The organism is Rhizobium sp. L43 (genome assembly GCF_002531725.1).
In the GTDB taxonomy this organism is placed as follows: Bacteria; Pseudomonadota; Alphaproteobacteria; order Rhizobiales; family Rhizobiaceae; genus Rhizobium.
In genome coordinates, this window is the sequence record NZ_NWSQ01000017.1 from 144,928 (window position 1) to 170,566 (window position 25,639).

12 protein-coding genes and 1 pseudogene are annotated in these 25,639 nt (G+C 60.4%); 4 read left to right on the forward strand and 9 right to left on the reverse strand.

What is annotated here, in order from left to right; translation table 11 throughout:
• The first annotated feature begins 18 nt into the window (after positions 1-18).
• From CO667_RS22605 to CO667_RS22615, 3 genes are all read left to right on the forward strand, one after another.
• Positions 19-1,647: a Hachiman antiphage defense system protein HamA gene (locus CO667_RS22605; protein ID WP_097620495.1), complete on the forward strand. Its 1,629-nt coding sequence runs from the start codon at positions 19-21 to the stop codon at positions 1,645-1,647.
• Position 1,648: 1 nt separating this feature from the next.
• Positions 1,649-3,790 carry a DEAD/DEAH box helicase gene (locus tag CO667_RS22610; protein WP_097620496.1) on the forward strand — a complete coding sequence of 714 codons (2,142 nt, stop codon included), beginning with the start codon at positions 1,649-1,651 and terminating at the stop codon, positions 3,788-3,790.
• 479 nt (positions 3,791-4,269) lie between these two features.
• Positions 4,270-5,430: a hypothetical protein gene (locus CO667_RS22615; RefSeq protein ID WP_097620518.1), complete on the forward strand. Its 1,161-nt coding sequence runs from the start codon at positions 4,270-4,272 to the stop codon at positions 5,428-5,430.
• Between the two features lie 375 nt (positions 5,431-5,805).
• Here CO667_RS22615 and CO667_RS22620 read toward each other — a convergent pair whose 3' ends face one another.
• The gene (locus tag CO667_RS22620; protein ID WP_143540740.1) at positions 5,806-6,729 is read right to left on the reverse strand and encodes a hypothetical protein; all 924 of its coding nucleotides are present in this window, start codon (positions 6,727-6,729) and stop codon (positions 5,806-5,808) included.
• Positions 6,730-7,010: 281 nt separating this feature from the next.
• Positions 7,011-7,283, reverse strand: coding sequence for a helix-turn-helix transcriptional regulator (locus tag CO667_RS22625; protein WP_245433206.1), 273 nt, complete (start codon positions 7,281-7,283; stop codon positions 7,011-7,013).
• Between the two features lie 310 nt (positions 7,284-7,593).
• Here CO667_RS22625 and CO667_RS22630 point away from each other — a divergent pair.
• Positions 7,594-7,938 (forward strand): annotated as a pseudogene (locus CO667_RS22630) (very short patch repair endonuclease); the annotation flags it as partial.
• 75 nt (positions 7,939-8,013) lie between these two features.
• On the opposite strand, the gene CO667_RS22635 reads toward CO667_RS22630, so the two are convergent.
• The 7 genes from CO667_RS22635 to CO667_RS22670 all read right to left on the reverse strand — a co-directional run bounded on the left by CO667_RS22635 (position 8,014) and on the right by CO667_RS22670 (position 24,083).
• Positions 8,014-13,887: a DEAD/DEAH box helicase gene (locus CO667_RS22635; RefSeq protein ID WP_097620498.1), complete on the reverse strand. Its 5,874-nt coding sequence runs from the start codon at positions 13,885-13,887 to the stop codon at positions 8,014-8,016.
• A 3-nt stretch (positions 13,888-13,890) separates the two neighbouring features.
• Positions 13,891-15,933 (reverse strand): hypothetical protein, encoded by a 2,043-nt coding sequence (locus CO667_RS22640; protein ID WP_143540741.1) that lies wholly within the window; start codon positions 15,931-15,933, stop codon positions 13,891-13,893.
• Positions 15,934-15,936: 3 nt separating this feature from the next.
• The gene (locus tag CO667_RS22645) at positions 15,937-18,381 is read right to left on the reverse strand and encodes a hypothetical protein (protein WP_245433209.1); all 2,445 of its coding nucleotides are present in this window, start codon (positions 18,379-18,381) and stop codon (positions 15,937-15,939) included.
• Between the two features lie 43 nt (positions 18,382-18,424).
• Complete coding sequence (locus tag CO667_RS22650) at positions 18,425-20,242, reverse strand: DNA cytosine methyltransferase (RefSeq protein WP_245433212.1); 1,818 nt, start codon at positions 20,240-20,242, stop codon at positions 18,425-18,427.
• Between the two features lie 157 nt (positions 20,243-20,399).
• Positions 20,400-21,314: an HNH endonuclease gene (locus CO667_RS22655; protein ID WP_097620501.1), complete on the reverse strand. Its 915-nt coding sequence runs from the start codon at positions 21,312-21,314 to the stop codon at positions 20,400-20,402.
• Positions 21,315-21,931: 617 nt separating this feature from the next.
• Positions 21,932-23,782 carry an AAA family ATPase gene (locus tag CO667_RS22665; RefSeq protein WP_097620503.1) on the reverse strand — a complete coding sequence of 617 codons (1,851 nt, stop codon included), beginning with the start codon at positions 23,780-23,782 and terminating at the stop codon, positions 21,932-21,934.
• A gap of 1 nt (position 23,783) precedes the next feature.
• Positions 23,784-24,083 (reverse strand): DUF6634 family protein, encoded by a 300-nt coding sequence (locus tag CO667_RS22670; protein WP_097620504.1) that lies wholly within the window; start codon positions 24,081-24,083, stop codon positions 23,784-23,786.
• Between the last annotated feature and the right edge of the window lie 1,556 nt (positions 24,084-25,639).

The following is a 25,639-nucleotide window of genomic DNA, read 5'->3' on the forward strand; positions in this document are numbered from 1 at the left end:
TTGTTATAAGATTCGCGAATGTCGCTTCCTCCCTTGATCGGACCAAACGCGTCGGATGCCGGCGGCGTTGCCGGGCGTCGCGGCTTTCGGTTTCAAGACCATGTTGCGGCTCGATTTCTGATTCATCTTCTACAGCAGCAGAATCTTGCGCAGGTTGAGTGCGAAACGGGTGACGACATCGCTCTGCGTTGGGATGACGGTTTGACGCGACACAATGAGTACGTCCAGGTCAAGACCACAGACAGCACCAGCAAGTGGTCATTAAGCGAGATCTATGAGCGCTCGCCTGCGTCCTCGAGAGGCACGTCGCTTGTCGAGCGCTCCCTCGCCTCGGAGCAATTTCCTGGGCCGTCTTTATTTAGGTTCGTCACCGTGCGTGATGTCCGTTCAGACCTTCTTCCGTTGAAGATCGCAAGAGCCGACCGTTTCGACCGTAACGTGGTGGACGCGTTTGCATCGCTGGCCCCCAGAATTGCCAAAAGGCTTCCTGGCTCGATTTCTCCACAGGGGACGACGGTGGAACAGTGGACGCACTCAATGCTCTGGGAGACCGTTGGAGGCGGCATCGAGGCCTTGAGGCTTGAGAACCTGAACTCTCTGCTTCGCCTCGCTGAAGCCGATGGGGAATGCCTGCTCGTTTCAGCGGCCGAACAGATCTACGACGACTTGGTCGTTCTGGCCGTGACAGCCGGTGACGCATCCCGCGTACAAAATCCATCGGCCAAAGTGATCACTAAAGGAGCTATCACCGCATGGTGGAAGCAGCAGGTGGTGCTCATTAGGCAGCGGAACCAGTCATTCGTAAAGGTCTATCAATTCGCGACACTAGGATTCTTCACTGAGATCCACAGGATCGAAGAAACGGATCCCATACGCTCGATGGCATCATACGACGCGGAATTCGATGGTGGGGCATGGCGGAAGGACGATCTCTGCGAGTACCTCATCGACTGGCTTCCCGAGATTTCGTTATCGGCCCGAGTTCTTGCTCAGACGCCCAAGCTGGAGGCGCGAAGGCAGATTCATCGGGCTATCGAATCCTTCGACAGGAGCCGCATCGACGAAGAAGCTCTCCTGGCTCAATTGCTCCTTCATGCTATCCTCAGGCACTACAAGTCCAGCGAGCCGCTTACATGCAAGCTCTTCAGCGTAGCGGGCACCACGGCATACGAAATGAACGCTCACATTGTGCCTTCGCCGACGGGAGACGAGTTGTGGCTCGGGCAATCCCACATCACTGCGACGCGCGATTTGGCCGACGTCGCCAGTGCAGTGGCCGCCGCCCTTGCGGACACGCTTGACCGAGATTTTTTGAAGAAGGAACGGGAGATCATCCTCCAGCTCCGCGAACCCCAGCACGTCCGGTCGAGCACCATCGACGGAATCTTCGACCGACATTCGAAGCTGGACGACCTTGTAAAGGTCTTAAATGTGCCCGTTTTAGTTGCATACGACAGTGCTGTACTCGCTGCGGGCTTCGCCGACGATTACGTGACGCACCTTCAGGCAGAAGTGGAAACCACGTACCAGTTCATAACGAACCAGTTTTCAGATGCGTTGAAGAAGGTGCGCATCCACGTTTTTCTGGTACCCGTGCAGGGACCCGAGCTGCTAGATGAATTCAAGCTTCGGCTGAGGAGAGCCTGACGTGGATACCAAGGATTTGCGCGCACTCCTCAAGACCGACTTCTCCCCGGAAGAAGCAGGACTTATCCTCTCTGCGATAAGCCGCCTCGTTAACGCTCGGGCCACCCACGACGAAGGCCGCGAACTGGTCATTCGCTGCCTGGATCGGCGCGAACGTTTCCCCGACGGGCTGTCGATGGTTCTGGATGGATTGGTGCGATCCGTGGGATTGCTACCATACGTCGCCGAGAGCCGAGCCTCAACCTTGGAAGACCAGCTTCTGCTCGAAGCTCACCGCATGCCGATCGTCGGCGAGAAAAGGGTGTTTCATACTCTGCAGCTTCAAATCTATAGGGAGCTTGTGGCTGGCAGGAACGTCGTGCTGAGCGCCACGACCAGCGTAGGGAAGAGCGCCATCATCGACGCGGTTATCGCCACCGGCAAGCACCATCATCTAGCTATCATCGTCCCAACAATCGCCTTGATAGATGAAACAAGGCGCCGTCTCGCCACACAGTTCGGCGATCATTACGACATTGTTACCCACCCGACCCAGATCACTTCTCCCGAGCGTGAGACAATCTTCATCCTCACGCAGGAAAGAGCGCTGACGCGCAAGGATCTCAGCCTCGTGACGTTCTTCGTCATCGACGAGTTCTACAAACTCGATCTGCGGGGTGACGACGATGACGAGCGCTCTGTCGATCTTAATCTATGTTTTCACAAGCTGGCCTCCACAGGAGCACAGTTTTACCTGATCGGACCGCATGTCGACGGAGTTGTCGGCCTGGCTTCGTCCTACGAATACCTTTTCGTGCCGTCGTTGTTCTCCACCGTGGCGTTGGACATCGTGCAATTTAGGTTGCCAAGGCACGGAGGGCAGCGCGAAGATAAGCTGATAGAGCTTTGCTCCGATCTCACTTCACCGACGATCGTCTACTGCCAGTCGCCGCACAGCGCTCACGATGCTGCCAGCGCCCTGCTGGATGCCGCCCTTTTTCCACTGGTCCCGGAACTGGATGACGCGGTTGAATGGCTGACCTTCGAATATCCGTCGGACTGGATCGTGACCACGGCGTTGAAGCACGGAATCGGCATTCATCACGGCAACATTCCGCGAGCGTTACAACAGTACGTGCTTCGCGCGTTCGAAAGTGGAACCCTTAAGCTGCTCGTCTGTACATCGACGATGATCGAAGGTGTCAACACCGTCGCCGAGAACGTCATCCTGTTCGACAAGCGACTCAACAACACCTCATTAGACCATTTCACTTTCCGGAACATTGCGGGACGGGCTGGACGGATGAGGCGGTACTTTGTGGGCAAGGTCTTCGTCCTGGAAGAGCAGCCGGCGCCGGATCGGTTCACCGTGGAGATTGCCGTCGGCACACAAGGCCCGAACGCGCCGATCTCGCTGCTTCTGGATTTGGAGGATGAAGATCTGACGGAAGTCTCTCGAGACCGCGTCAAGGGAGTGCGCGATGCAAGCCCGCTGTCCCCGGAGACCCTGCGCCTCAACCGGCATGTCTCGGTCGACCGGCAGGAGGCCATTTACCACCTGATCACGAGCGATCTTCTTCTCTATCATGACATGCTCGCCTGGACCGGAATGCCACGGCCGCCGCAGCTACTCGGTGTCTGCGATCTTGTCTTCGACTATCTCGACACGAACGTTCTGAAGGGTTACGGCATCTTTTCCGGCAACGCCCTGAAGGCGTCAATTACGCGCGTGCAGATGTCGCAACGCTACCGCGAAGTGGTCGACAACTTCGTTGCACATCGAAGGGCCGACACCACTATAAGCGACGGGGTGGAACTTGCGCTTCGTTTCATGCGCAAGTACCTCTCCTACACATTTCCCCGCCACCTCATGGCGATATCTCATATTCAGGCTGACATCTTTAGGAGAGTTGGCTTGGAGCCCGGAAACTACGGCCTTTACGCAGCCATGTGCGAAAATCTCTTTCTCCCCGCGGGCCTTTACGCGTTGGACGAGTATGGCGTTGCACCGGAAACAGCACGGAAGCTGGGGCCGGGAGACTTTAAGACCCTCGACGCGGCTCTCGACTACATCACAGCCATCGATCTGCAGAAGACCCAGCTTCTTAACTTCGAACGGGACATGATCGAGGATATGCGAGCGACGTTAAGGCGCAAAATGTAGGATCCTTCTCGAACCGCAAATGCGGGTCCATCAGCGCTGAACAGATACGTTGTCGCTTTGCTTGAAGTATCCGCGAGACTACCTCCGATACTGCATTCCGCGCAAACCTTCTGCCTCCCCGATCCATCGAGATTTCCGCTTCTGGGAGGCAGCTAGAATGCAAGCTTTGGCCGGCACGGGGGCGCATTGTAGACCATTGCCAACCCCTAGGTTGCTCCATCCCCATCTTACCCTATCCTCAGCATTCTTCCACAGGACGGCTGAGATGTAGCGTTGCGCCGGATCGCTATGAGAGCAAACTAGATAGGCTTGACCGCAGTCGTCTTGCTTGGCATACAAAGCATGGCCCTACACGCGGGCCGGTGTGCCCGCCACGCAAAGCTATGTCAGCGTTTAAATCTCTAAAGTGTCACTCCATGCCAACGGGCATGGGTCTGGCCATTAGCGGGCACATGGTCGGATCATACCAGGATATGGATATGACCGAAACGAAAGAATTTCGCAGACTAAAGGCTCTGGCAAAGCGATACGCGCGCGCGAACAGGATCGCGCAACATCAGGCCCTTGACCTGATTGCGGGGGAACTGGATTTCCCTAGCTGGACCAAGTTTATCGCCGCCGGCAAAAAAGGTTGGCAGATCGCTACCGAACAAATGGAGGGCCTCGAGGCCTTTGTTAAGCGCCCCCTCCCGGCGGCAACCTTCCGGAACGGTGAACCTGAAACCATGAACCGGCGTTTCATATACCTCGAAGAGGCCGAACAGGGCATGATTGGGGATCATGCATATCGGCTTCAAGTGGTTCTTCACGACGTCATCATCGCAGGCGAAGGATGGAGCATCAGGGTGCCAGAGAACCCTGGCGCGATCCCGATCGTAGAGACACTTACGGATCAGAGTGGGGAGTGCCCGGTGCTTGACCCGGAGTTCCTGGAGACCGCACTCCGTCTGGCCCGAGATCGGGCGGCTCAGGTTCGTGCGGAGATCTCTACCGATTGGCCCCGACGGTCCACAAAGCCGGATCTTGGCGGTGTTGTTCGGCACCCGCTGAGCCACGTGGAGTCGGATGTGTGGTTCTGTGTACATTGCAATGGAAAGATCACCGGCGCTCAGATCGCGCAGAACCTCTGGCATTGTCCGTGTTGCGGGGCATCGCCTCTCGACATCTTTGACACTCCATTCTGGTGTGATGATGGGAGCAAGTCATTTCTTCCGGTGACAGCAGACGGCCCCGCGGATAAAGGCAAGCCCGATTTTCGGATTGTCGATAGCCGGCCCAAGCTCGACCTGAATGAAGACAAGGTCGTTCTTCTCGTCCGCAGCGCTTTGCTTGATGACGCAACCAACATCAGCGAGAAGCTGGGCGCTCTTCGTGCCGAGATCCGTGTCGATGACGACAATGGTGTCTGGATTGGTCTTGAGGAGGATTTGTGGCCGGAGGACAAGGACCCGGCTCAGGCTTTGGCGGTAGCGGAGCTGCTGGGTCTGGAGGTTGAACTTGAAACGATCTGGTCCGCGATACCTTTCGCGTGGCCAGGCCTGGGCGAGTTAACCTCGAGCACGAGTGAGTATACGCGAATAATGCTGGACGCGTATGAGCAGTATGGCGGCTTACCAGACAAGAAAGCTAAGGCATTGTAGGCTGTCTTCGACCAACGCTCTGGCCAGGGAAGCCATGTCAATGGCAGGCGCGTTGGCCGCGACCGCCGCCGCCCCGTCATCAGCAAATTGGCGGCTTTAACTAAAGGGCCGGAGAATTCCCGAAGTTGGGATTAAGGGCTGGGATGCGGCGCTAAACAGCCGTTCCGCGAGGCGAGCCCCCATGTCAATTTGCGCCGACAGCAGACATCGGCAGTCGGCGCTTTGCAGTAAAAGCAGCCATGGCGTTGCCATTGATCTCCTCAATGGTCCACAGGTATGCGGAGAGAAATCGCTTTGTCACGCCCCAAATTCTTGGTGACCTGTCGAATACCATGTTCACGCCTCGGCTGACGTTTAATCGGAGCGGATTTTCGGCTACCGAAAGCTGAATTCGCGAATGTTGCCGAACATCCCGTGGTCCTCGAGAGGCATCTCCTCGACGGGGGGCGCCACGACGAATTCTAATTGGCTCAGGTCCATGTTCTCAATAAACGGAGCAAAGGCGACGACGCGGTCTTGGATAGCGGGCAGAGGCGCAGAGAAGATCGAGGGGATTCCGCTACCGCGCGTCGCGGGGGTCCATGTCTGCGCAAACTGCTCGACTGGCCCCAGCCCCAGGGAATATGAGCTCAGGTAGTGGAGTTCCTTACGAAATGCATCTTGCGTAGGCATGTAGACACCCCGGCGGACATACAACTCATCGAGCGAACCTGGCCCCTCATCACCGAGATGATCAAGGTAATCCGGCAAGAATGCTTCTATAAGACCGTTGTTCGCCTGGAATATCGCCGCCATTTCGGCGGGCGTAAAAAGGGGAACAATGCTTTGATCGACCGCATTGATTACAAACCGACCGGCCTGAGACGGATAGCAGAGCTGGTCGAAGTCGCGGATCGATGCCTTAATAGACAGCATTTCCGGAGAGTCCTGTCGGCGCCTTAGACCGTCGACCCAAGACTCTGTAAAACCGCGTAGAAACGTGTCGAGCTTGGCTGAAGGGACATCTCTTCCCAGAACATAGTCGCAGAATTCGGCAGACCATTTTTTCTGGCTGTCTTTGAAGAAGTCGTGGCTGCGAATGATGAGTTCGTCGCTCGCCATGACTTTTGGGCCAGAGGCGAAGGGGATGCGCTCTACCGGCGCCACACCGGAACTGTCGTCCAGAAGGCGCTGGCGCATGTAAGGATCGCTTAGATTCTGAGGGAGGGTTATGTGCCGAAGCCGCTCTCCCTGTTCCCAGGTCTGCAAGTAAACGTCATAATCATCTCGATCGTCCATTTGATCGGCTTCAACGTTCATTACTATCGTCCTCGTATTCGATGTGTCCCCGCATACCCTGGGCCTGCGGGAGGTGAACATCCCAGCTTGAACTCGTGACATCGCCGCGTGCTGCATCCGGAATATGTCGAGTGGATATTCCACTTCTTCTGGCGGGTTTGGGACGAAGAGCAGCATGGTGTGCTCGCATAATCAAAGCAGGTTGGGTGGGCGACTGGCACGGTCTCATGGCAGAACTGATCGATTCGGCTCTGCTGGTGGCCGTTGACAATGTCGTGGATGCTCATCCCAGTCAGTCGAAGCTACTGATCGACGTCTGCTTGGATGCGAGCTGTCCGAATGAGGGCTACGCCGGGGCCCCGCATTCCCTCGCCATCGATGAAGACGACGCCGGCGGCCTCTTGGGCGGCCCGCACCCTTTCGATGGATTCGACGAGGACGTTTCCCTCGCCCTTCTCTATTCTGGCGACGACCTGGCGGCTGATGCCGGCAAGCGCCGCCAGTTCCTCCTGGCTCAGTCCCAACAGTGCACGGCCTGCCCGCAGGGCGGTCATCATCTCGGAAGTGGTGTCCATGAATCCTTGGAAAGGATTGGGATATCGTTGTCAACAATTACAAGCAAGGATTCATATCGAACCGCACCAAGTGGCGCGATCCTTCGCGCATGGCAACGGACCCTAGGCCGCTCGGGGCCGTGTGAACTAACGGAAAGGCGCTCGAGCGTGGCGCCGTCGCCGTTCCGGGAACGTGGAATGCAGGTTCCGAGCGGCCATTTGCGAGCGGGATCTCAGCGCCAGCGACGCCGCGCGAGAACCGCCGTTTGCCAGTCCGTTCCTCGCGCGGTCCGGCCATCATCACGCCACCGAGATTGTATATCGAAGCTACATGGACCTCGAAGCAACGCCATCCGTACGTCGACGAATGCAGCGCACACGGAGGCACGACAATTCATTCGAGGTTTCAATCAGATCGCAGCTCTTCGACAAAGGGTTCCGCTATCGGGTTCATTACCCCGTGCCCGGAATGAAGCGAATCACCTGCGACATCGCTCTACCCGGGTTGAAAATCGCAATCTTCCTCGATGGCTGCTTCTGGCATGGGTGCTATATCCACCCGCCATCGGTGAAGAAGAACACCACCTTCTGGATGGAGAAGATCGAACGCAACCGCGCACGTGACAAGCGGGTCCGCGAGCACCTTGCGCAGATCGGCTGGACAGTTCTTCGATTCTGGGAGCATGAGGCGGTCGAAGCAATCGTGACGAAGATCGTTTCGACCGTCGAGCAACATAGAGCAGCGAAATCCTCACTTCGCGGCAGCGCGCGCTCGTTGCAGAACATGAAGCGGGCGCCTGGACAATTCGAAGCTGTCGACAGCGACGTAGTTGCTACGGAGGTCCAGACGGTCGAACAGCCTCCTCGCGTCCCATAGTGGATGCACGACCACCCCCCATCGGCTGTTGCCTTCATCGAGGGAGAAGATCGGAATGTCCGGCCTCCCCTTCACGCTCGATACCGTGTTGCCGGGGATGAAGGTCTTCGTCTGGAGCGCAAGCTCCATTGCGGCCTTCGGCCAGTCGTTGAGCTCGAAGTGGCCGTAATTCCCGTCGATCCCGCATTCGTAGCAGGGATCGACCATCGCCCTCAGGTAGGAAAGGCCCAGCCGCCAGTCGAGAAGACCATGGAAGTTCCTGTTGTTGTACCTCTGCAGGCACCTGTAGCAGGAGGATCCGCATCGCTTCATGTGGTCGGGGTCGGCCACGTCGGTCCTCGGCCATGCCGCGTCCTGGTCGAGGATGCTGCCGATGAGGGCGGAGACGGGAATGGTACTGTCGCCGAGCAGGTGGCGGCAGAAGCCGGAGCCGTTCGGCAGCGCGTCCGATATCTGGAGATATGGCAGGCGCTCACCGCTCGGAGAGACCATGATGTTCGGCGCCAGCGCGTCGAACTCCTCAGGGGCGATGTCGAGATCGAGGGCAGCGCGCTGGACGATGATCTCCGTCGCCGAGATTGCCGCGGCGCGGACGCTTGTGCGGGACGGGTCGCGTCGGCCCATGGAGAGGCCGATGTCCATGTCGAGCAGGCGGAGGTTGGGGTTGAGCTTGACCGGTCCGATCTGCAGCGAGTTGGTGACCTTGGTGGAGGCGAGCCATGCGCTTACTGACGGCTCCTCGACAGCCCGGTAGCGGCCGTTCTGGTCATCGGCGAGGACATCCGTGGAGATTGCCTGTCCCGACAGCTTCAGAAGCGGCTTATCCGCCCACCACCAGATACGCTGGGCGTTCGTGTCGATCGCCTCCTGAACCTCGAAGCCGGTGAAGTCCGTGTCGTCCCTGAAGCCGGGATTGACGAGGAAGATCTCGGACTGCTCCGCGAAGTTGACGCTGAGATTTGCGTCGGTCTTCTGCTCGTCGGGCTTGCCGAGGCTCGCCAGCGTCATGCGCTGGCCGACCTTGGAGGCAAGGTTCTCGTCAGTGGGGATGAGTTCCGTGCGATAGGCCGCAGGCGTGATGCACCGGATTCCGGTGTCGGCCAGAGGCGCATCGCAGGCGTGGCAGGCGGCGGTATGTTCGGTGCCCCTGCTCCATGCGCCGCACTGGCCGCAGAAGCGGAGGTGGAAGTCGTCCTTTCTCCAGTCCGAGATCGGATCCACCGGGCCATCGAAGTTCGTTGCATGCTGATCGGGGTCGAGCAGCACGCCCGTGAACCCGATGCAGCGGTGACGCAGCTTCTCCCTCGTGCGAACGCTTCCGGGCGCGAAGTCGAAAATCGCCATGTCCTGGTCGCGGTCGATCGTGTCCCACTCGGCCTCGAAGTTCCCCTTCCCGTTCGCCTTCTTCAGCTCCACGTAGAGGTTCCGCGACCGCGTCGGCATGCCGTATAGCGGCAGCAACCCGCGTTCGGCGAGCGCCGCGGCGATGCCGACCGCCTGCAGCCCGAACTCCTCCTCCAGACCGTCGACATCGGCAAGGACGGTATCTGCCGAGACCTTGTCCACGATCTTCTTCAGATCGCAGCCGGAGACTTCGGCGAGGATGGTCGCCAGCCGGACGCGCCGATGATCCGTCCGCTCCAGTGCGTCGGCCAGTCGATCCCGCCAGTTCATGTCCTGCCGGAAATATTCTCTGCAGTAGAGGAACTCGCCGTGGATGTCGCCGGGGACGACGTCGTCGCCAGCCCACGTCCCGCCGGATTCCTCGCGCAGGATGCGGAAGGCCTCAACGAGCCAGAACTTGCGCAGCAGTCGGGACGGAATGTCCGTCAGTCCCGTCGTGATGAAGGGCGGCGGCGGAGCCGAACCTGTGATCTCAATCGGGTTGTGGAAGTAGTGGATGTCGTGGCTCTTGCTGCGGCAGACCGTCAGAACCGTGGAGAAAGCCTGCCCCCGGCGGCCGGCGCGGCCCACGCGCTGCTGGTAGTTGAACCGCTGCGGGGGCATGTTGCCCTGGTAGACGGCCTGCAGGGAGCCGATGTCGACGCCCACTTCCATCGTCGTCGTGACGGAAAGCAGATCGGCGGTGTCGAACAGCTTCCGCCAGCGGAAGTCCTCGTCGCTCTCGTTGTCGTCCTTGACGAACACGCCCTTGAACTGCTGGAGCCGCTCGGCCGGGTCGCTCGTCTGGCCCGTCAGCTCCTCGCATTTAAGCCTGAAGTGCGGCTCGTCGCTCGAGATCGCGCGCATCACCCTTCGTCCGAGGAAGTTTTCTCCCGTTATCTTCGAGGCCGTCAGATCCTCTGGTCGGGTGAGCGTCTCCCCGCACCGCGTGCAGCGTCCGAACCCGGAGTGGAGATGAACGCGGCCGCAGCGCTTGCACCGCCAGGCGGCTCCGGCCGGATCGGCGGCGCGGAAGTAGAGCATGCTGATATCGATCGATCCATCGCCTCGGGTCTGCTTGAGCGTGGTGCGCAGCTTGTCGAGGAAGTCGTTGCACTCCTGCTCCGGATGCTGGAGGATCTTGTCCATCAGACGGCGGAACTTGTTGTCGCCCCTGCCAAGCATGTCGAATGCATTGCTCCAGGCATTGCGGGTCACGTCCTGGAACTGGTTGGGCGTGATCCGGTACGCGTCAGCGAAGATGCGGAGCATCGCGTCGTCGCGCGACTTCTCATTCGTGTATTCCTCGGAGCCATAGAAGCTCGGCCATCCGAGCCCGGTCTCCTCGAGTGCGAAATATGTCTTGCTGAACAGGAGGTCTGTCGCGTCCAGCGGCTGATCGTCCTGCACCCTCTCGCGCGCCTTTCGGATCAGCTTTAGCTGTTCCTCGGGAACGTCGTGCTTCCACGATATCTGATCGCTTCCATCCCTATCGAAGAACTCGTACCAGGCGTGGCGCTTGTTGATGCGGTTGAGCTTCGTGTCTGCGCCCTCGACCGGGGTGGATCCAAGCTTCATAAGTTCCGTCAGGATCGGACGCGTGAGGTTGCCCACCTTGTCGCGCTCGAACTCGAAGAGATCCTTCAGCGGGATGCTCGGAGGGTGGCCGGCTGCGTCCTTTCGCTTCTTGAGCGCCTTGAGGCGCGGCTGGAGATGGTCGGGATCCTTGTCCTCCATCATCAGCGCGGTGATCTCCTTCTTGAGGCGCTGGTACTCGGCCTCGTCTTCGGCGCCGTAGGCATGATCGAGCGCAATGCGGGTCGCAGCCGAGATGAGGATCTCCCGGCGCAGGTCGCGCTGGTGCTGGACTTCGACCTCCAGAGCCAGGTTCGCCGCATCCTCGCGGCTGTCGGAGAAGGCGACGAGCTTTCCATCGCCGTCCTGCGCCTTCAGCGAGGCGACCAGTTCGGTGGCGAGGAGCTGGGAGGTCTTGCCGAAACCAGTCCTGAAGCTTCGGATGGGCGAGAGACGGCCTTCGCGCCTCTTGGAGTTCGCCTGCCGATATCGTCCGGAATAGTCGGTCCCGCACTTGGCACAGCAGAATGGAACGGCTGTGCCGTCGTCTTCCATCGTGCGGTTCTGGAAGCCGTCGGTGCCTGACCAGCGAAGCAGGTGGCCGGGCACGTCGCCCTTCTCTTCCCTGTCGCTCACGACCCCCGTTCGCGGATTGAGATACCCCGGTGTCCAGCGATACGGTGTCCTGCCAGTGCGGATCTCGACTTCGGCCTGCCCCTGGCTCGGCCAGAAGAGGGCGAATTCGCGGTAGCTGGCATCCTCGAACCGTATGGACGAGGCGCTTTCGGGAAGCTTCTCCAGTTCCTGCGGAGCCGGAAGCAGCGAAACCCTGCGCGACGAGCCGGGATCCGTCTCCCCGCGCTTGCCGCCCAGATAGAGATCGCCGCAGGCTTCGCAGTAGAGCATCTCGAAGAGCCGCTTGCGGCCTTCCTGATCGGCCTCCCCGTCGTAGTTCTGGCCGCGCTCGATGCTTGGGGTCCCCCAGATCACGGCGCCGTCATCCTCTCTGTGGATGGAGGCGAACAGGCCTTCGATGTTGCGGACGAAGCAATGCATTCTGAAGCCGGGCAGCGCCGCGACGGCCGCACGCTTGGGAGCCAGTTCCTCTGGCAGCACGGTGGCCGGAAGGTCTGGGATCGCTCGCAGTGCAAGCAGGCCGCGGACAGCTAGCCTGTCTTCTGCGTCGAACAGGGCGTTGCCGATGTCACCGACCGCGCGCGGGAGCTTGGATCCCGGCTTTTCGGGGTTTTGAAGCGCGAAGTCGAGCATCGCGGCCGCGGTCGCGCTTGCCTCCTCCAACATGGTGGCTGGGGTCTTTCCGGCGGAGCCGGGGATGCTGGCGGCCGCCGCCAGGAAGCGGTCGAAGAGTTCGCGGGGGTTTCGTCGATGGTCCAGCTCCTCCAGCGCGCGTGCGAGATCGGCGAGGCTTTCACGCGACGGCATGGCCTCCGGGCGCTGGACTTTGATCGGACGGCCTGTGACGACGCTCTGTCTCCAGGCATGATCGATGTCTTTTGCTCCCGCCGTTCCAGCGTCGCCGAACATGTTCTTCAGGTAGTCGATGCTGGCAGGAGCGTTTTCCTCGTCCATCGGCAGCGAGGCGGACGACGACAGGATGCGGAGCTTGTGGGCATGCGCGGGATCGGCCAGCCCGAGCCGCTCTACAAGCACCTTGAGAAGGCCAGCCATTTCGGCGCCGGCCGAACCGCGGATCAGGTGCAGCTCATCGAGCACGAGGTAGAAGCGCGCGTCGTCGTTCTCGGTCAGCCATGCGCGTGTCTGCGTCAGGATCGGATCATCGACCTCGCGGACGAGCATCGCGTTGAGGATCGACTGGTTGGTGACGAGGATGTCGGGTGGAGTCGCCTGCATGTCCCAGCGCGAGATCAGTTCGGCGCCGTCCGTCGTGGGGAAGATGTAGCGCAGGTCGGGATCGCCATCGGCGGCGAGCCGCTGCTGGATGGACTGGTAGCGCTGCAGTTCGGTCTTCAACTCCTTGCGTGCCCGCGCGTTCCGCTTCTTCCATGCCTCGTCCTTGCCCTTGCGGGGATGGCGAAGGAACCCGGTGACGGGGGACTTGCCCGTGTATCGGCCGAAGAAGATGCGGTTGCCATTGAAGTGGCGCGCCATGACGTCCTGAGCTTCGTCGGAATCGAGCGCCTTGCGCAGACGAACCATCTGGTCTTCAACGAGCGCATTGAGCGGATAGAGGATGAGAGCGCGAACCGCCTGCGGTCTGTCGGGGTGCTCGTTCCTGCGGTGGTGCTGGAACTCGCGCCCCTTCTCGAGCCACAGGTCGTCCAGAGGCTGCAGGGGCGCGGGCCACGATGCCGCTTCCCGTGCGAGCTGGGCGAGGATCGGCAGCATGAAGGATTCCGTCTTGCCGGAACCCGTGCCCGAGGTGACGATGCCGGGGGTTCCGTCGCGCGCACCCTTCTCAAGCATCTCGACCTGATGGAGGTAGGGCGCGTAGGCACCCTTGAGCTCTTTGCTGGATCTGTCCCGGTCGAAGAGGCCGGAAAGTGCGAGTTCCACGAAGGCCTGTCGTTCTGCCTGCGAAAAGTGGGGGAGCCGTCCTTCGGGATCGTTGATCAGCCCCTCAAGACCGTATCCGATGGGCTCGTAGCGTGGAACCGCCTCGAAGATCGGGTCGAGCGCAAGCTGTCCGGGCGTGGTCAGAAGCTCCTTCCTCAGCGCCGACACGCGCGGATCATCGATCCGGAACGCCGTGTCCAGATAGGCGAGGAATTGGTCGATCATCCTGTTGAAGCCGCCGATCGGATCAAACATGGTTCAGCTCTCTATGTCCTTGAAGTATTTGTTGTGCTCGTGCTCGTCGCCTGCAGCGGTGGCAGAAAGCCACTTCGCCTGCCGGAGGAAGACATCCTTCAGATCCGCGATCTTCGTCCACGCCGGGGTGCGAGCGAGAGCCTTGGCGGCGTTCTGCATGATAACGCCCTCCAGGCCGTCGTCGATGAGGAAATCGACCGCCTCCTGGAACCTTTCCGGATCGGAGGCCGATGGCCACAGTCCTTCGAATTTCGCGGCACCGGGGCGCGCCACTTTCGTTGCCGTCAGGGGGAACAGGTGTCGGAGCGCGGAGCCAGGAACCGAAACGCGAACGCCATCCGCGCCCGCGCTGGCAAACAGCGCAAGGTTGCGCGGCAGCCGCCCGACCCTTCTCATCTCGATGATCTGAGGCAGCCAATATTCGCACGGGCCGTTGGTGATGCCGCAAAGTGCCACGGCGACCAGCGCGTCGGGGCGAGCGCTTGCCTTGTCGATGGCGGCTCTGAGGCCTGAGTGCTCATCGTTGATGAGGTCGGCGAGCGAGATCCTGGTGGGGTCGCAGAAGACGATAGCGGCATCGTCCCCGGCGACGGCCGTGGCGATGTCGACCGCTGCAGCCGCGGAGTCGGTTCCGACCAGCACGGGAACGATATCGACGCCCATCGCGATGACGGCGGCGAGTTCAGGGAGAGTGAGGCCGGTAGCGACGGACAGCTCGCGGACTGTCTTCTGCCTCTGCTCGTCGGAAGCGAGTGGCGACGGAGGAGCTGCCGGAATTGGCTCCACGACTGGCTCGGCTGCGACTGCCGCGACTGGAACCGGGGCGGCGGGAGCAGCGGCGATCTGGATCATCTCGTCGCGCAGGCGTGCGACCTCTTCGCGAATGCTCGCGGTCTCGCGGACGGCATCGCCACGGATGCCTTCGGCCGCGCTCGCAATCCTGCTGCGCAGTGTCTCCTCGTGCTTCTCCGTCTCGTTCCTCAGGAGGGTTTCCCGGTGGGAGAAGGTCGCAAGCTTGGCTTCCGCGTCCGCGATTTCGCCCCGAAGCGAGGCCAGATGGGCGCTACCGGCTTCCGTCTCTCTGCGGAGCTGACCTTCCAGTTGCGCGCGCAGCCGCGCCTTCTCTGATTCCTCGAACCTTGCGAGCATGTCCCTGAACGCCGGATCCCGTCCGAGAATTTCGGGCAGGATGTCGGCAAGCTCGCTGCGCATCGCCAGGAGGCCGGCGACAGCGGCCAGATCGCCCTTCTCCTCGTCGCTGACGGCCCTGTCGGCCAGCAGGCGGAGGAGTTCTGCGGGAGCCATGGAACCAGCGCCGCCCGGAAGACTGACCGCCGCCGTCGACCGGGACAGCCACCGCTCCACAGACTGGAAGATCTCGTCCGCGGGCCGCAGATCGATGTGCTTCGGCTCGGACCATCTGGGCTGGGAGACGAACACCACAAGGCCGTGCGGAAGCCTGATCATCTCGGGGCTGTTTTCGAGCGCAACCGTCGCTACTGATCGCAGCGTCGCCCGATTCAGACCGTACCGACCGGATGGGAGTGCATCGAAACCCGATGTCAGCCACTGGCCCGGCCTCACCTCGATTGCGGAAACCGCGGTTTCAAGCGGAATATGCAGCGTGCCTTGAGAAAGCGCGGCAAGCGTCTCGTCGTTGCTGCCCTCCGGGGGGATGTAGCCGACCTTGAGCCATGTCGCCGCCGAAAAGGAGACGGCGTCGAACTTTCCAGGGGCGGCGCTCTCGTTGACGAGCTTCGGAACTTTGAAGATCGAACTCCCCTGGATTCGGGCGGCCATCGTTGAAACGCCGCCCATCGAGAATGCCGGGCTGATGGCATCCTCCTTCGGAAGAAGAAACTTCGCCTCCTTCTTCTCGCCTCCGACCAGCCAGAAGGAGTCAACTCCGCCAAGGATGATCCGGCTGTCGCGGGTCTCCTTGACCTTGCCGCCGTTTGTCTCTCCGTCCTTCACCTCGGCGATGATCGCGACATCGTGCGACACCACCTGCCTCACCCTGTAGACCGTCTTGCCTGATACTGACATCTTCTATCTCTTTGCGGGCATGACACGGGCAATCCGCGTCGACCGTGATTTGCTGTCATGGATCGCACGGCCCCGGTTGGAGGCCGATGCGAGAAATCTGTCGATCCATTCCGTGCCGCCTTTTGCAGCGTGCTCCTCGACCGGAACGAGACGGGACACGGCGGCGAGCGACGAGGCCCCGATGGCGTACTGATACCGCCAAGTCCCATCTGAAAGTCCCGGAGCGGCGTTGCAGAGCGCCCTGTCGGACACCCAGCGCGCCCAGCTTGAAGGCAGGAGGACGCGCGGGCGCTTCGCCTGCAGGATGCCATGGCGATGCAGGAACAGCGGGCCGCGCCCCCGCAGTTGATGCGCCAGGATCGCCACAGACGGGGAGACGAAGGTCTTCACGGGCTTTCCGTCGATGACAGACCGATAAAGGAAAGGGTTGCGCGATTCCTTCCTTTCGAGTCTGTAGAGACCGTCGGCAACCTTGTTGTCGTAGCGGACTGCGAAGAAGCCATGTCTCTCGTCAAGCCTGCCGATCACCTGGTAGCCGTGCACCCCGTCGGGATCGCCCACTTCGGCGAGCGCCAGTTTCGGCGTGGGCTTTTCAGAGATGGCCATCCTCTCGATGAAGTCGCGGCGCACGCGCTCGTCGGCACACCTGACCGTATACCGGGGCAGCGCCCACTTCGACGGCCCGTGCCATGTCTCGACCTTGGCTCCGGCCGCGCCTGCTGCGGCATGGAGGCGTTCGAGCACCGCGATCGGAGTCGGGCCGCTGATCCTGACTAGATCCGGGTCGACGCGCTCGGCCATCAGCGGGTTCTGAAGTATCCGGCGCACCGGGAAATGGCGCAGCAGTGTCATCTCCAGCCAGCCAGCATCGGAGAAGGAGCGGACCAGATCCCATTCCGAGGGGCGGTCGTCCGCGGGCATGCCTCTCTGCACGATCTCGATGGCTTCGGAGAACGAAAGCCCCCGCGCCGTCCGTTCGTAGAGCGCCTCGCCGATCGTTACCAGCTCTTCGCAGGGTGGGACGCGGTTGCCGCTCCACTCCTCGACGGTGGAAACAAGCGACGGCACCGTTTCATGGTGGAACTCGTCCTCCGAGATCTCCCTTGAGAAGTCGAAGGAAAGTCGGCGGAGCTCGCCGACCTCGTTCGCGCGCGGGACAAGCAGGATCTCGCGGTTTTCCCGGTTGCTGCGGGCGACGAACGTTCCCGAATGGATCCCATCCTTGAATGAGAGGCCGTCATCGCGGCGAACCATGTCGATCTGCTTGCCGTTCTTCTCGACACGGATGGCCGCCGGCATCGGACCTGTGATCACTGGTGCGAGCGGCGTTCGGCCAAGGTACGCGCCGCCAACCCTGATGCCGTCGCGCCAGCCGAATTCCCTCGGGACGCCCGCCGCCTGGCTCCCGCCCCCGACCTGCTTCCTGAAGGTCGCCACGACCCAGTCGGCGTTCAGTCCGGCAACGGACCGGATCGCGTCGGGGTCGCATTCCGAGAGCTTCGAACTCTTCATCAGGAGGATGTTGGATGGCGATGTTCCTGCCAGGTATCTGCCGAAGCCAAGGCTCTCGAGGAATACGATCCCGTTTCGAACGAGCTTTCCAAGAGGCTTGGGAATGAACTTGAGCGCCTGCTCTGGGGTCGAGATAGCCACCCGGTCGCCGAGCGGCGAGACCCTAAAAAGCTCGTGCTCCCCGAAGTCGCCCTCTGCGACCTCGATGTCTTCGAGCGCAGCCTGTTCCGCCACGATCGAGTACCAGGCCTGCCAGAAAGGCGTTTCCATGTATTCGCGCACGCCGCGTTTGCGCGCGTCGTCGAATTTTCCGAAGTTGTACACGAACGACTGCATCGTATCGCCGCGCATCTTCGATGTCTGGATCTTGTTGGCGACGGTAAGGGGGTCGAGAAGTCTTTCCGGAGGAACGAGATCCCTTGCCTTCCGCAGTTCCACCTTGTGGCGCCACGTTGGAAAGGCCATCTGCAACGTGCGGCCGATCCGGCTAATGTGGCTCGGAATGTTCTCGGGCAACACAAGTTCAATCCGGTGTTCCCGCCAGAGGAACTCCCTCAGGTGCTCCCACATCAGATCGAGGCCGTTCATCGGGAACCCGGTGAAGTACTCGTTAAGCTGCTTCGCGAGAAGGTCGTCGCGGAAATCTCGATCCCCGGGCTGCCTTGTCTTGGTCGTCTGCATCCAGCAGAGGAACACGAGGATCCTCACATAATCCGGTGCATTTCCCTTGCGCGGCGCCACATCTCCGGAAAAGCGCTGTTTGAGGATGTCGATGTGCGGAAGGGTTTGGATGAGCCGCTTCCTAGCCTGCTCAAGATCGTCGACACCGAAGATATCGAGAAGATCGTCGTCGGCGACATAGACGCTAGCTATCGGCCCCGTGCTGCCCGGAGCCAGAAAATACCTTTCGATGCATTCCGCCTCGAAATTCGCCAATCTATCTTCCCCTCCCCCGAGCACCCTGAGCCGAAGCTGCTCCCTATCGGTAACGCAGATGGCCGTCCCCATTCTTGCCTCGGCCCTTGTCGCGCGGCGGCTCGGGATGAAGTACGAGGTGCGGAGCCTTGAGCGATGCGTCCGACGACATGTCGGTGTCCTCGAAAGTCAGTCGGGCAAGAAGGAATGTTCCCTTGTTGCCGCCAAGCAGGACAGCGGCGCCGTCCTCCGGAATTGCCAGCGATGGGAGGTTCGAAACCCGCCGCTCTGATAGCTGGTCATGCAGCAGCTTCAGTCGCGCTCTTAGATAGCGCACAGGAACGTCGAGCTCCATGCTTCCTGCTCTCGAACCTACGATGGCGAGAAGCTGGACGATGGCCCTGTCGATCGCATCGACGTCGCCTTCACGCGTCAGCGGCAGAGCAACCATGCCCGCAGGTACGATGCCGCGGCGCTGCTGCTGCTCGTAGACGGCGACGAGGTCCTGATCGGTGAACTTGTCGCGCGAGGCGCGCCATTCATCGCGCCGACGAAACCGCAGCGGCATCTCGCTCAAGCGATAGCCATTGGCGGCGACAGCGTCGGCCGCAATCGGTTCCCCCCAGCCCACGGGCCAGTAAGTTCCGGCGCCGTAGCCGTCTCGGGCGCGCTCGGATTCGTTCTTCTTTCCCGTGAAGCGCTTGACCATCTTGGGCAGTTTCTTGCCGTCCGCCAGTGCGTCCTTGGTAATCCTTGCCTTCACACCTTCGGCGCCATGAAGCAGATGCGGAATGAGCTTTGTCATGAAGAAGGGCGGGACAGCGTTGCCAACCTGCTTGTATTGCTTGCCCCGCGGCCCGGTGAATTCGAAGCTGTCTGGAAACCCCTGAAGGCGCGCGCCTTCTCTGACGGAGAGCGGTCTATCATACAGTGGATGCGTGAAGCAGCCAGAGGTGACGTTCCCGAAGCCGGCAGAAATGGTGTAGGCGGGCGAAGCCTCGTGCAGCCGCCCATAGAGCGTCGCGTAGTCGGTCAGGCGCACGCGGCGAAAACGATCAGGCAGCAATTCCGGCGGGATGTCTTTCCAGGAGCCGCCCTGCGGCACCTTGCTAATCCGCTTGCGGTTCAGGTCGCTGAGAACGTTGCACCAGTGGTTCGCAACCTCACCATCTGAATCCGCGACGAAGTATTGAAACTCAGTCGGCACGGACGGCATCTTGGTGGAAGCCTTCCCGTCGCTGCTTGCCGGAGCTACCAGGTCACCGATAGCTTCCGAAACCGTAACGTAGGCGGGTAGGCCGTGAGTACCATCGACAGCATGCGTCGGCTTTGGAAAGGTGGGGGGGATCGGATCCACTGACGCGATGAGAATAAACCTGTTGCGGAGCTGCGGTAGACCGTAATCCGCCATATTTACGACGTCGGCGAAAACGTGGTAACCGCGATCCTCGAAGAGCGTGAGCAGCTCCTTCACGATGACAAGATTCTTGCCGTAAACGACGCCCGGAACGTTTTCCATGACAACGCGCTGCGGGCGCCGTCCAGCCGCCGTGAAACCGTCCAGCAAGCGGATGAAATGTACGAAGAGCGCGTTTCTGGGATCATCGAGGTGGAAGACCCCCATCGTGCTGACAGCCTGGCATGTGGGGCCTGCGAAAAACCAGTCGATCTTCTCAATCCCCGCACGCTCAATGACGTCGGTCGCCGACACCAGCGAAACATCGCAGCAATCGACTAGCGCTTCGGGGTGAGCCTGCTTGAAGGTCGCAGTCGCATTCTTGTCAATGTCGAGCGCCCATTTCACTTCGAGATCGGGGATTGCAATGGCCGCACCAGCCGACATGCCGCCGCAGCCGGAATAGAGATCGATAGCAGTCTGCATGATTCCCCCAAACTTCTCGCGGCACACTATCAAGATAAACTGCATTCTGCGATGGCATTTAGTGTGACGGGACTAAATTTATACGTGTTCGCTTCCGGAGTTGTGGCGGAGGCTCGCTGTCAAGAACTGCCCTCCGGCGGGGAGCCAACTTGGCGCCCTATGCAATCCCGCTGAACTTCTCTCTATGCAGCGCCAAATAAGCCGGATGGGGCCACAGCCGCTCATCCGCAGGCAGATGTATGCGATCCATCTGCTTCGCAAATAGCGTCCGCAACTCCGAGGGCACCTTGTTGTGTGAAACAAGGATCCTGTATTCGTCGGTCAACGAGATCAGATGCCTATCGAACAGCCAGTGCACGGTAGCCGACAATGCGATGCCATTCTGAACAACATCCGGGCCACCATCGGCGACCGACCATATATGCGCCGCCTGGGCCTCGGACTTGCCGCCGCCATTCACAATTCGCAACCCTGTGATCGCACAACGGCTGTCGTAGGAATCACAGACCTTCCTGCGAAAACTGGCCTCCCGGATCTTGCGGTTCATCAGGATGTGCTCGATGCGACGTTCCTGTTCCTCAATTGGGAGGTCGAGCAGCTCTTGTGTGCGATCATCAACGTGCTTGGGATCGAGTTCCAACCGGATGGCGTTGTTGGCCGACAAGGTCTCAGAAAGGCCTGCACGCACAATAGCCGCAAAGTCGCTCTCTGGAATTGTGCGGATGGATTTCCCTTGAAGATAGGCGCCTACACGGGTCGAATCCGGAATCGAGCGAAGGGTTGCCTCCCAGTAGCGCCCCTCGTGGACGAAGGGGACGGGTTCATCGAACTCCTGATATTCTGCCAGGACAGCGTATGCGTAGCCGGGCCGAGCGGCATCGTCGTTGACGGCGATCACCTTGGCGGTGGCCACGTATGCCCGGCGCCCCCCATTCCGTTGCGGCTCTCGATAGATGATCCTATCGCCTACCAAGGTGTCCGCCACGCCGCGGTACTGTTTCGGAAAATGGTACCGGAACGCGATCTCGTCGTCGTAACCGGAGTCCCGCTTGGTATCGAAGATTCCCTTCAAGATGTGCCCTGCCTTGGTCTGTCGAATCTCGTTTGTTTGTCGGGCATAAGCCTAGACGGAGGGGGACCAAGCAGCAACGGATCAGATGATGGATTTCAACCCTAGGAGGTTCGCGTTGAAGAGGCCGGACGGTCCTCGCCAAGACACGCTCGTCCTGACACCCCAACTTTCAAGCAATAACTCAAGTCGCTGCCACGCGGGTGCTGGTTACGTGGGGCATATCGGCGGCATTCCGGAAAGCCTACTTGCCTGGGTCCTTGGAAGGGCTCCTCCTCAAAGGTTCTCTGCGTCTACCTTGCGACACGGTTTTGCGCCCGACCTTGGCCGGTTCGAATCCCGCTCTCGCCAGAGCTTCGGCGAGCGTTTCAACGTGGTCATTCCCCTCCCCAACCTGGCTGGCGTCGCCATCCTTGCCCGCTTCGTCCCTTCCGCCGTGTGGCATGTTTCCCTCCCGCCAAGCGTTGCAACCACCATGCAGCTCGCAAGCGAAGCTCCCCGAGCTTCTAACGAGTCCTTATCTGGTCAACGAGTGACACGCTGTCCAGCCGCCGGATGGACACCCTGGCGCCGTAGGCATCGTTGCCGGCGGGCAACGCAACGGCATGGTCCCGGACCCCCTAGGCCGCCTCCGCTATTCCACTGTGCTCGATCCTCACCGACCGGTTGGTGACGACTTCAGCCGCCAGCTCAAGGACACGCTCTTGCTCCTCCGTGAGCATCGTGAGCACCCGCTCCCACTCCTCCGACAGCATTTGCGAGACTTCCGCCTCCTGGTGTTTGGGCAGCGGCCCGTACCCGAGGTCTTTGGGAGTGCCAAGAAAGATTGGCGTCTTGCCGAGCCCATAGCTTCCAATCATCCGCCGAGCTACGGACGTCGCACGCTCGACGTCGCTGCCGACCGTGCCGCCCGAGCCCAGTGACCGATCACCGAACACCGCCGCCTCGGCCGCCATTCCGGCGTAACTCACCGCAATGCGGTTGCGCAGACTCGTTTCCGTCGGAAGATAGTCCGGAACCAGGGTGTACGAGGTCAGCCCCCCGAGAAACTCCGTTGCATTCGGGTCAAACCTGTCCCTGATCTCGATGGTCGCGCTCGTGGCATGTCCGAGCGCGAGCGAGACCAGTGCATGCCCGGCTTCGTGGACCGCAAGCCGGAGCTGCTGTTCCGCCGTGTGCCGCAATCTCGCCGGCAGGCGGTTGATGAGATCCCGCAGTTCCAGGTCTCGATCCTCGCTTCGCGCAGCCTCGCGTGCATCGCGGACCAGCTTTTCCAGGTCAGCCCCCGAAGCCCCGTCCAACTCCTCGGCGATATCGGATAGGGACTCGAGCGGTATCGATTCGCCGGTATGATGCTTAAGTATCCCGGTCCGTGACTTGTGGTCGGGGAGAGTGAGCTCGAACTGATTTTCGATGCGCCCGGCGCGCAGGATCGCTGGATCGATCCACTCGGGAAGATTTGTGGCCCCGATCACCACGACGCCGTCGCCCAATCTGGTCAGCAGGTCGAGAAAGGTGGTTATGACCACAAGCCAATAGTGATCGTTTCGGTGACCGGGGGAAGCGGATCTCCTTCCGATACTGTCGAATTCATCGATGAATAGGACCGCACCATGCCCGTCATCGGCATCGCTGAAGCTTTTTTGCATCGCTGCCAGAGTGTCATCGAGATGGCCCTCCGCCTGCCAGCGTCCCACCGTGGCCGAGATCAGCTTGAACCCCAGAGCGTTGGCGAGTGCCGATGCAAACATGGTCTTTCCCGTACCGGGAGGGCCGGATATGAGTGCGCCCCGAGTTATAAGACTCCAGGGCAGCTTGCCGCTCCTCCAACGCGCGACGTCCGCGGAGAGCCGTCTCGCCCATGGCTTCAGCTCCTCATATCCTGGCAGTTCGAAGAGACTTGGCCCGCCGGTTTCGGCGCGGAACAGATCATCGACCTCATCGATTCTGCCTTCGATCAGGTTTGGCTTGAGAACAGCGGCTAGAAGCGCGTTCTGTGGCTTCTCTGCAAGCAGAGCAGCCACCTCCTGAGAAAATGGCACCCGCTGGGAAAGGCGACGAGCCGCATTGATGTGCCCCGGCGTTGGTCGCTCCACCAGCATGACGGCAGTTGCTGCAAAGCGCACGTCCTTTGGCACATCGCCGATGTCCTTGGCGATCAATACCTCCAGCCCGTTGAGACCGAATATCGATATGCGCCTATGGGGGACACCCTTCTTTCTGGGAGGATTGGCAAGGCGAACCTTGGTTTGCTGGTCCACCCAGTCACGCTTGGCTTTCAGGATTGCGAATGCTGCTTCTTCATATTCCTCCGTACGATAGCCCTTGGGGACCACGAAAATCACGAATCCTGCGGCTCCGAAACGAAGCCCGGCGGCTCTCAGGGCGCGCACGAGAGTGCAGGACGCGAGGAACGTGCCAGGATCCCCGGAGTGCTTCCGGGCGAGCGCACGGCCAATCTCGAACCTCATGTCAGTGCTCCCCGCTTCGGGCACGGCCGCCCAGGCGGTACCACCGGTTCATCGTTCGCGCGATGCCTCGATCCGCATCCAGATAGAAAAGCTGGCTCGTGACGATCTTCCGCCCGTCGTCGATGCGGGGATGTCCATGGACGATCCCCGTCAGTGCGAACGCGTGACCGACAGCCGTCCGGTAGCCCTCCAGTAACGGGGCTTCCGCGATGGCCGCTAGGTCCGGCCCCCCCGTGTTCGCAATGTGAATGCTTTCGAGAAGGCGTTCCACCGTCTCGCTGTCCATCCATTCAAAGTTCAAGCTGTGTTCCTTTCTTGGTTATTGTCTCGCATCAACGTGAGAGCTCAATCCGCCGCTGCGATTGCCGTCCCCTTAGCTATGCCTCGCAAGGACTTGGAGATTCCGGCGCAAGTGACCGACTCCGCTGGATCCGACAGCCACCTCTTTCAAAGAGGTACCCGCAGGCCAAGCTCTTTCCGGGGAAGATCGCTCGGACGTTGCTTGCCCTTCTCATGTAGACGGCGAGACGTTCGGCAAACACACCCGTCACGGCGGCAAACCTTCGGCACTACAAAACTTGCCCCCCCATGGAAGGCCGTTAGATAGGATTCAGAGACCACTCACACGCAGGTCTGCTCCCCTCCTTGAATCCTATGCAAGGGGCATTACTTCAAAGAACTCGAGCCATGGGATAGCGTTGCTTTTATACGAAGGATTAAGTTCTATCAGCGAGTAGGGAGAGCGACTTCATGGGACGCCAACCCGGCACCCTGGCGAGAGATGCGGTTTCACCATTACGCTCACTTGAATCACCACCGTGCTCATGTTGTAAGCATTATGTTATTTTCGCGGTTTCGTCAAGCCTTTTTGGTGCCAGTTCAAGTCCTTCCGAGCGCACAAGGCCGCTATAGATCGCCGATGGAGAATACTACAGGATTCAAAGGTAATGTTGACAATTTCCTAATATCTATTGACCACACTCACCGACTCTGCTAGATTAATGGGTTTTAATTTAGTGTGTAGACATAGTATTGTCGGTGTGTTAGCGTCCTTCTCATACATGAAACAGAAGCAGAGACGAGCGGAGCCGGGAGTTTGTCCCGGACCCGAGGCAATGCTGTGTGTGGAGCTACCGCCATGATATTCAATGACCCTGTCGGCTTCTATACGGCGCGCGAGGTGTGCCGCATCACCACGCTCTCCCGGCGGTCGCTGTACCGCTACTTGGACAAGGGACGCTTCCCATATCCTGTGGAGTTCTCGAAGCGGCGAAAGGTCTGGTGGATCCCGGACGTCCACCAATGGATCCGCGATCAGCTTGGAAAGCCCCGCAGATGACAGAAGAACCAACAGACTCGGCCGCTACGAGCCCCGTCTCCGTGCGGCGGATGATCCGCGACGGAAACTTCCCGCCGGTCCCAGTGTCGCTCCGGAATGAACGGATCGTCTGGCGGGTTGAAGAGATCCACCAGTGGCGCCGCGAACAGCTTGGGAAGCCGCGCAAATGACGAAGATTTCAACGGAATCAGCCGTGAAGGGTGCGCGAACTGTTTCACCTGTCTACGGCGGTCACTTGCCAGGCGATCTTACGGTGGCTCAACCGACTTGGCGAGCAGCAATCGCGATGACGCGACGTGTCACAATGGCTCCGCCCCCCGGCAACCGCAGGGCGGTGGCGGGAGCCTCGAGCAGCGACAGCACGGCGACCGGGCGCCGCAGTCGGCGACGCCGTGCAGACATGGGCGGAGTCCTTGGCCGTTGCCCGGAACGTAGCCCGGAATCGGGTAGGAGGGAGCCTTACGGCGCCCCTCCTCCCACACCACCGTGCGTACGGTTCCGTACACGGCGGTTCATCG